This window comes from Kitasatospora sp. NPDC004240 (assembly GCF_053603215.1).
Genome location: NZ_JBSGFD010000303.1, coordinates 1 through 7027, shown reverse-complemented (window position 1 = coordinate 7027; position 7027 = coordinate 1). Strand labels below are relative to the sequence as shown.

The 7027-nt window shown below is 76.5% G+C and carries 9 protein-coding genes; 7 read left to right on the top strand and 2 right to left on the bottom strand.

The window, feature by feature from the left end; genetic code table 11:
- Positions 1-510: 510 nt before the first annotated feature.
- Positions 511-1122, bottom strand: a complete 612-nt coding sequence (locus ACWEQL_RS39630) for a hypothetical protein (RefSeq protein WP_452156007.1) — start codon at positions 1120-1122, stop codon at positions 511-513.
- A gap of 36 nt (positions 1123-1158) precedes the next feature.
- Between ACWEQL_RS39630 and ACWEQL_RS39625 the strand changes: the two genes are divergently transcribed.
- A complete protein-coding gene (locus tag ACWEQL_RS39625) occupies positions 1159-1872 on the top strand; it encodes a response regulator transcription factor (protein ID WP_452156005.1) in 714 nt (237 codons plus the stop codon).
- Positions 1869-3293 (top strand): ATP-binding protein, encoded by a 1425-nt coding sequence (locus tag ACWEQL_RS39620; protein ID WP_452156003.1) that lies wholly within the window; start codon positions 1869-1871, stop codon positions 3291-3293. Before ACWEQL_RS39625 ends, ACWEQL_RS39620 begins: the two co-directional genes overlap by 4 nt.
- A 73-nt stretch (positions 3294-3366) precedes the next feature.
- On the opposite strand, the gene ACWEQL_RS39615 is transcribed toward ACWEQL_RS39620, so the two are convergent.
- Complete coding sequence (locus ACWEQL_RS39615) at positions 3367-3567, bottom strand: hypothetical protein (protein ID WP_452156001.1); 201 nt, start codon at positions 3565-3567, stop codon at positions 3367-3369.
- 159 nt (positions 3568-3726) lie between these two features.
- On the opposite strand from ACWEQL_RS39615, the gene ACWEQL_RS39610 reads away from it, so the two are divergent.
- The 5 genes from ACWEQL_RS39610 (at position 3727) to ACWEQL_RS39590 (ending at position 6930) form a co-directional block, all read left to right on the top strand.
- A complete protein-coding gene (locus ACWEQL_RS39610; protein ID WP_452155999.1) occupies positions 3727-4095 on the top strand; it encodes a hypothetical protein in 369 nt (122 codons plus the stop codon).
- Entirely contained in the window at positions 4092-4511 is a 420-nt protein-coding gene (locus ACWEQL_RS39605) for a roadblock/LC7 domain-containing protein (RefSeq protein ID WP_452155997.1), read from the top strand. The genes ACWEQL_RS39610 and ACWEQL_RS39605 overlap by 4 nt, the downstream gene beginning before the upstream one ends.
- 8 nt (positions 4512-4519) lie before the next feature.
- Positions 4520-5035, top strand: a complete 516-nt coding sequence (locus tag ACWEQL_RS39600) for a DUF742 domain-containing protein (protein ID WP_452155995.1) — start codon at positions 4520-4522, stop codon at positions 5033-5035.
- Positions 5016-5657, top strand: coding sequence for a GTP-binding protein (locus ACWEQL_RS39595; protein WP_452155993.1), 642 nt, complete (start codon positions 5016-5018; stop codon positions 5655-5657). Before ACWEQL_RS39600 ends, ACWEQL_RS39595 begins: the two co-directional genes overlap by 20 nt.
- A 526-nt stretch (positions 5658-6183) precedes the next feature.
- The gene (locus tag ACWEQL_RS39590) at positions 6184-6930 is read left to right on the top strand and encodes a winged helix-turn-helix domain-containing protein (RefSeq protein WP_452155991.1); all 747 of its coding nucleotides are present in this window, start codon (positions 6184-6186) and stop codon (positions 6928-6930) included.
- The last annotated feature ends 97 nt before the right edge of the window (positions 6931-7027 follow it).

The following is a 7027-nucleotide window of genomic DNA, read 5'->3' as shown; positions in this document are numbered from 1 at the left end:
GCCGGGGCGGGGAGCGCCGCGACGGTGGCCGCGGTGCCGCCGACGGCGAGCAGCAGCGCTCCGGCGAGGGCCGCCCGGGGCAGCCGGGGTGGCCGCCGGAGGGCACGGTGGGCGGGGGTGCGGCGCGGACGCCGGGGCACGCGGGGGTCGTTGGGCATGGTGGTACCTCGGGATCGGGTGAGGGTTGCCGTGTCCCGGCGGTCGGCCCGGCCGTGGGGCCGGGCGTCGGGAGACGGTGGGTCGGCGCACCCCGGTCCGCGAGTCCGGTGTGCGCGTGGAGCCCTGTCGCGCCGCCGGTCCGGCGGGCCGTCAGAGGCTCTCTGCGACAGCGAGCATAGGCCGCCCGAACCGCCTGTCACGCCGTTGCGGCCGATCTTCAGGAACGGCTAAGGAAGCCCGCAGCCTGCGCTTCGGGAACAGCCCCCGAAACCCCCGGAACCCGGTCCGACCTGCGTCCGGACCGGGGGCTCGGGGCCGGCGGGGCCGCGGCGCGGATGCCCGCGGGCCCGCTCAGAGATCCGTCTCGCGGACCGACGACTGGGCGCGCGGCTGCACCGTGGAGGTGATCTGGGAGCGGTGGTGGGAGCTGGAGAAGGTGACGAGGAGGGTCTGCGCGGCGCCCTGGGAGGTCTGGGTGGTGAACCCGGGCGCCGGCAGCGCGGAGACCAGGCAGACGGCGGTGGCGCCGTACCGGACCGTGACCTGCCCGCCCTCGGACTTGACGGTGTAGACACCCGGTCCGCCGGGGCAGGAGCCGCTCCGGTCGCCACCGCCCTGCGGGGTGGGCGCGGTCGTGCCGGGCGTGGCCGTACCGGGCGCGGTCGCCGTCCTGGTCCTCGCCGCCGACGGGCTGCCCCCGGCGGTCGGCGAGCCGACCGGGGTCGCGGCGGAGGGCGCGCCCGAGGGCGCCGCGGACGGCTGGCCGCCGGTCGGGACGGGCACCGCGGACGGGCTCTCCGCCACCGCCGAATCGGCCGTCCCGATCCCGTTCGCCGCCGTCCGGACCGTCGGCGGGACCTCGGCCGTGGAGTCCACGACGAAGCCGACCGCGAAGAACACGGCCGTCACGGCGAAGGCCGTACAGCAGATCCAAACCAGCAGGTAGCGAGCGAGGCGGTGCACGCGGGCCATCATCCACGATCCGCTACGGTGTCCCCCATGCCGAGCGTCCTTGTCGTCGAAGACGAACCCGAGATACGCGCTTCGCTGGTGGAGGTGCTCAGCGCCCACGGACACCTGGTGCGCAGCGCGGGCGACGGGTTCGGGGCGCTGCGCGAGGTCACCCGGGCGACGCTGGACGCCGTGGTGCTCGACCTCGGGCTGCCGGATCTGGACGGGGCGGACGCGCTGCGCATGATCCGCGGCATCTCCCAGGTGCCGGTGCTGGTCGCCACCGCCCGCGACGACGAGGCGGAGATCATCAAGCTGCTGGACGCCGGCGCCGACGACTACCTGGTCAAGCCGTTCTCCGGCGGGCAGTTGGTGGCCCGGCTCAACGCGGTGCTGCGGCGTTCCACGGCCGCCCACCTCCCGCCGGCCGGCGTGGGCGGCCGGGCGACCGGCCCGGGCGAGGCCCTCGTGGTGGGCGGGCTGTCGATCGACCCGCGCGGCCGTGCGGCCCACCTCGACGGGGTCGAGCTCAGACTGACCCGCCGGGAGTTCGACCTGCTCGCCTACCTGGCCCGGCACGTCGACCAGGTGGTGCCCAAGCGCCAACTGCTCGCCGAGGTCTGGCGCGAGTCGTACGTGGACGACCAGACCATCGACGTCCACCTCTCGGCGCTGCGGCGCAAGCTCGGCGAGCGCGGTTCGCTCCCCCGGTACCTGCGGACGGTGCGCGGGGTCGGGATCAAGATGGTCACGCCCCGGTGAGACGGTCGCTGGCCGGGGTGGCCCTGGCCGTCACCTCGATGGTGGCGCTGGCGTTCCTGATCCCCCTCGGCGTGCTGGTGGCCGACCAGGCCCGCAAGCAGAGCACCACCGCCGCCGAGCAGCGGGCCGCCGCCCTGGCCCCCGTACTGGCCCTGACCACCGGCACGGCCGACCTCCAGCAGGCCGTCTCCGGCCTGGACCCGGGCGACGGGCTGGGCGTCCACCTGCCCGACGGCCGGCACCTGGGGGCCGGACACGCCCCCGACCACCTGCTGCGCCGGGCGATGGACGAGGGCGAGTCGATCGCCCGGGACGTCCCCGGCGGCTGGCTCTACCTCCAGCCCGTGGTGCTCGGCCAGGACGGGACGGCCGTGGTCGAGGAGTTCGTCCCCGACGCCGACCTCACCCGCGGGGTGAGCGCCTCCTGGGCGGTGATGTCCCTGCTGGCCGTCGGCCTGATCGCCGGCTCGGTGCTGGTCGCCGACCGGCTCGGGGCCCAGGTGGTGCGCTCCTCCAGGACCCTCTCCCGGGCCTCGCACGCCCTCGGCGCCGGCGACCTGGAGATCCGGGTGGAACCCGGCGGCCCCAGGGAACTGCGGGACGCCGGGCGGGCCTTCAACGCCATGGCCGACCGCATGGTCGACCTGCTGGCCACCGAACGCGAGCTGGTCGCCGACCTCTCGCACCGGCTGCGCACCCCGCTGACCGCCCTCCACCTGGCCGCCGACCGGATGGCCCCCGGCCCGGACACCCGCCGGATCGGCACGGCCGTGGCGCAGCTGGAGGAGGAGCTCAACTCGATCATCGCCGCCGCCCGCACCCCGCTGGCCACCGGCCCGATGGGCCGCGCGCTCACCGCCGCCGAGAACACCCGCACGACGGCGGGTCCGCGCTCCGGCGCCGGGCGGGAGTCCTCGGCGGGTCCCGGTCCCCGCACGGAGGCGGCGGAGGTGATCCGTCACCGGGCGGGCTTCTGGGCCACCCTGGCGGGTCACCAGGACCGCGCCTGCCGGCTGGAGATCACCACCGAGCCGACGCCCGTCCGGCTCCCCGAGGACGACCTCACGGCGGTGATCGACTCGCTGGTCGGCAACGTCTTCCGGCACACCCCGCCCGGGACGGCGTTCGCCGTCCGGGTGGAGCGCACCGCGCAGAGCGTCGAGCTCACCGTGGAGGACGCCGGCCCCGGCATCGACGACCCGGACGGCGCCCTGGCCCGCGGCGCCAGCACCGGCTCCACCGGCCTCGGCCTGGACATCGCCCGCCGCGCCGCCGCGGCCACCGCCGGCGCCCTGCGGATCGACCGCGGCCCGCTCGGCGGCGCCCGGATCACCCTCTCGCTCGGCCTCGCCGCCGCCGACCCCGCCACCGGCCCCGGCCGCCGCACTCGTCGCCACGGCCGCCGCGGTCCCTCCCGCTGACAGCGCGCGCCGGACAGGGCCGAAGGGGCCGGGGAGGACTCCCCGGCCCCTTCGGTCCGTCGTCCACCAGGGCCTAACGGCCGAGCTGCTCGTCGATCAGGTCGAACAGCTCGTCGTCGTCGGCTCCGTCCAGCAGGTCGGCGAACCCGCCCGCCGGACCGTCGCCCCGGGCGGCACGCAGCTGGTCCAGGGCCGCCTGGAGGCGGGCCGCCAGCAGGTCGAGGTCCGCCCCGTCGGCGCGGAGGGGCAGGAGGCCCCCGGCACCGGCCGGCACCGGCGCTCCGACCTGCCGGTCACCTCGGGAGCCGGCCCGGAGAACGGGCTCGCCCCGGATACCGAGGCCGACCCGCAGACCGTAACCGCACCGGACGCCGAGGCCGCACGGGAGACCGCCCCCGCCCCCACCGGCCGGCCGGGTCGCCTGCCGCGCCGGGTGCGGCAGGCGAGCCTCGCCCCGCAGCTGAAGGAACGCGCGGTGCAGGAGGCCGCGTCCTCCTCGGCGGACGCCGGGCAGCCCGCCCGGGAGCGCTCGCCCGAGGAGGCCCGGGCCACCTTCACCTCCTTCCAGCGCGGCTACACCCGCGGCCGCGGCGCCGACCGCGCGCGCACCGCACCCGCCGCACCCGCCGTGCCGGGCGCACCCGCCCGGCCCACCCTCGTACCGGCGTGGCAGCCCCCGGACCCGTCCCGGCGGGCGATCGCCCCGGCCCCCGCACCACCCGCCCTACCCGCACCACCCCGACGGACCGCACCACCCGCACCGCCGGCACCACCCGCTCCAGCGGAAGGAACAGATTCATGACCACTTCGACGCAGCCGTCCGGAGACCTCAACTGGCTCCTGGACGACCTCGTGGGACGGGTCGCGGCCCTGAGGCATGCGGTGATCCTGTCCAGCGACGGCCTCGCCACCGGCGCCTCCCAGGGCCTGGCCCGCGAGGACGCCGAGCACCTCGCCGCGGTCGCGGCCGGCTTCCACAGCCTGGCCAAGGGCACCGGCGGCCACTTCAAGGTCGGTGGCGTCCGCCAGACCATGGTGGAGCTGGACGAGGCGTTCCTCTTCATCACGGCCGCCGGTGACGGCAGCTGTCTGGCCGTGCTCAGCGAGGCGGAGGCCGACATCGGCCAGATCGCCTACGAGATGGCCCTGCTGGTCAAGCGGGTCGGCGAGCACATGGCCGCCGAGCCGCGAACCGCCACCGCTCCGCCGGGGAGATGAGCGGGGCCATGGCGGAGGAGACGCAGCCCGAGCAGGGCACGGAGGCCGAGGTCGAGGTCGAGGACCGGGGCGCGGCGGCCGGGCGGGACGGGGACGCGGGGGAGGGGCCGGAGGTCGACCTGTTCCGGCCGCGCACCCCGGTCGACGACCGCTGGTTCGACGACGACGCCGGCCCGGTGGTGCGGCTGTACTCGATGACCCGGGGACGCACCCGGCCCGTCGAGGACGGCCTGTTCGACCTGATCTCGCTGATCACCGCCGCCGACCCCGGGCCGGACGCGGGCGCCGTGCCCGCCCACCTGCTCGACCCGGAGCACCAGGCCATCCTGACCTGGTGCCGCCGGGAGCCGCTCTCGGTCGCCGAGCTGGGCTCCTACACCGACCTGCCGGTCAGCGTGGTGCGGGTGCTGCTCGGCGACCTCTACGACGCCGACCTGATCAGCGTCACCCGACCCGTTCCGCTCGCCGAGCTGCCGGACGAGCGCCTGCTGCGAGACGTGATCAATGGACTCCGTGCGCTCTGACGCCCCCGCCGACCCCGCCGCCCCCGCCTCCTCGGAGAACGAACCGAGCTGGCGCGGCGGCCCGGCCGTCGCCCTGAAGATCCTGGTGGCCGGCGGCTTCGGCGCGGGCAAGACCACCCTGGTCGGTTCGGTCAGCGAGATCCGTCCGCTGCGCACCGAGGAGGAGCTCAGCGAGCTGGGCCGCCCGGTGGACGACACCGCGGGCGTGGAGGCCAAGCGCACCACCACCGTGGCGATGGACTTCGGCCGGATCGACCTGCGGCCGGGCCTCGCGCTGTACCTCTTCGGCACGCCGGGCCAGGACCGCTTCTGGTTCGTCTGGGACGAGCTGGCGCGCGGCGCGCTCGGCGCGCTGGTGCTCGCCGACACCCGGCGGCTGGCGGACTGCTTCCCCTCGGTGGACTTCTTCGAGCAGCGCGGCATCCCGTTCGTGGTCGCGGTCAACTGCTTCGAGGGCAGCGAGGTGTTCGCGCCCGGTGACGTCCGGGACGCGCTGGACCTCGACCCCGACATCCCGGTGGTGCTGTGCGACGCCCGGCGCCGGGAGGACGGCAAGGAGCTGCTGGTGGCCCTGGTCGAGCACGCCGCCGCCCGCCGCCCGGCCGTCCGCGCGGGGGTCTGAGCGCGGGTCGGGGCGCGGGTCGGTGCGGGCCCCCGCCGGCCGCACGAGGAGCCTCCGAGGAGTCCCCGTCGACCACCCGGCGACCAGCCGTCGACCACTCGTTGAGCGCCGTCTGTCCGCATCGTGGACGCATCCGTGGACAGTGGCTTGCCCCGACCCGCCCTGACGTGGAACGCTCTGACGGTACGACTGCCCCGGCCCACCGCCGGGAGAGGAGACCGACGACCCGGGGAGGGGGAGCACCATGCACGGTTCCGTGACCGGTGCGACACACCGGGCGGGGTCCTCGGGGGCGTTCGCGCGCTTCCATGACGCCGTGAGTCCCTTCGCGGACGGCGGCCCGGGCCGCCTCGACCTGGAGCCGTTCTGGCCGTCCCGACAGCCGCACCACTTCGACCAGACGTGTCCGGGCTCGCCCGGCGCGTCCCGGTAGCGCCGCCCGCTGACCCGAGGTCAGCCCGGCGGTCCGCCAGGTCGACGCGCAGACGACTCCACCCCGTCCGTCACGCGCGAAATGAGCGGCACCATGTCCTCCACGGCCACCCTTCCCCTGCCCACCGCGACCCCGCACCTGCGCGCGGTCCGCTCCCTCCACCCGGCGAACGGCACCCCGCCGCACGCCACTCCGTCGCACGCCGGCCTGCCGCACACCAACCTGCCGCACGCCACCGGGCCGGCCGGTCCCGTCCCGGCCGCCCTCCCGCCGCAGTCCCTGCTCGCCGCCCTCCCCGAGGGCGCCACCGTGATCGCGGCGGTGCCGCAGACGGCGCTGCCGCAGGCCCTGCTCGCCCAGTACGGCGCCCAGTTCGCGGCCCAGTTCGGAACGCAGCCCGGTGCCCAGGCCGCCGACGGGAGCGGCCGGCCGATGGTCGGCTACCTGGTCCTGGTCCCGGCCGAGACCGCGGACCCGCCCGCCCGCCCCCAGCCCCGGCCGGTCGCGGCGGCGCCCTCGCCGGCCGCCGCGGTCCGCCCGGTGCGGCCCGTCGACCGGGGTATCGCGGTCGACGTGGAGCGCCGCAACGCCCACGTCGACGGGCGGTTGCTCGACCTCACCTACCTGGAGTTCGAGCTGCTCGCCCACCTCACCGAGCACCCCCAGCGGGTGCACACCCGCGACCACCTGGTCTCCGCCGTCTGGGGCTACGGCCACGTCGGCGACGGCCGCACGGTGGACGTCCACGTGGCGCGGCTGCGCCGCAAGCTCGGACCCGCCTACCGGGAGAGCATCGTGACGGTCCGCCGGGTCGGCTACAAGTACACCCCGGTCGCCTGACCCCCGCAGTGACCCGCGCGGCGGGCCCGGGGTCACCCCCACCGCCGCAGCAGCGACCACACGAAAACGGCCGACAGCGGGGCGGCGGCCCACCGAG

What these genes read in the sequence shown, in the direction of transcription:
- ACWEQL_RS39600 (WP_452155995.1), top strand. Translation starts at nt 4,520, where the DNA reads ATGGCGGAGGAGACGCAGCCCGAGCAGGGCACGGAGGCCGAGGTCGAG.
- ACWEQL_RS39625 (WP_452156005.1), top strand. Translation starts at nt 1,159, where the DNA reads ATGCCGAGCGTCCTTGTCGTCGAAGACGAACCCGAGATACGCGCTTCG.
- ACWEQL_RS39595 (WP_452155993.1), top strand. Translation starts at nt 5,016, where the DNA reads ATGGACTCCGTGCGCTCTGACGCCCCCGCCGACCCCGCCGCCCCCGCC.
- ACWEQL_RS39590 (WP_452155991.1), top strand. Translation starts at nt 6,184, where the DNA reads ATGTCCTCCACGGCCACCCTTCCCCTGCCCACCGCGACCCCGCACCTG.
- ACWEQL_RS39605 (WP_452155997.1), top strand. Translation starts at nt 4,092, where the DNA reads ATGACCACTTCGACGCAGCCGTCCGGAGACCTCAACTGGCTCCTGGAC.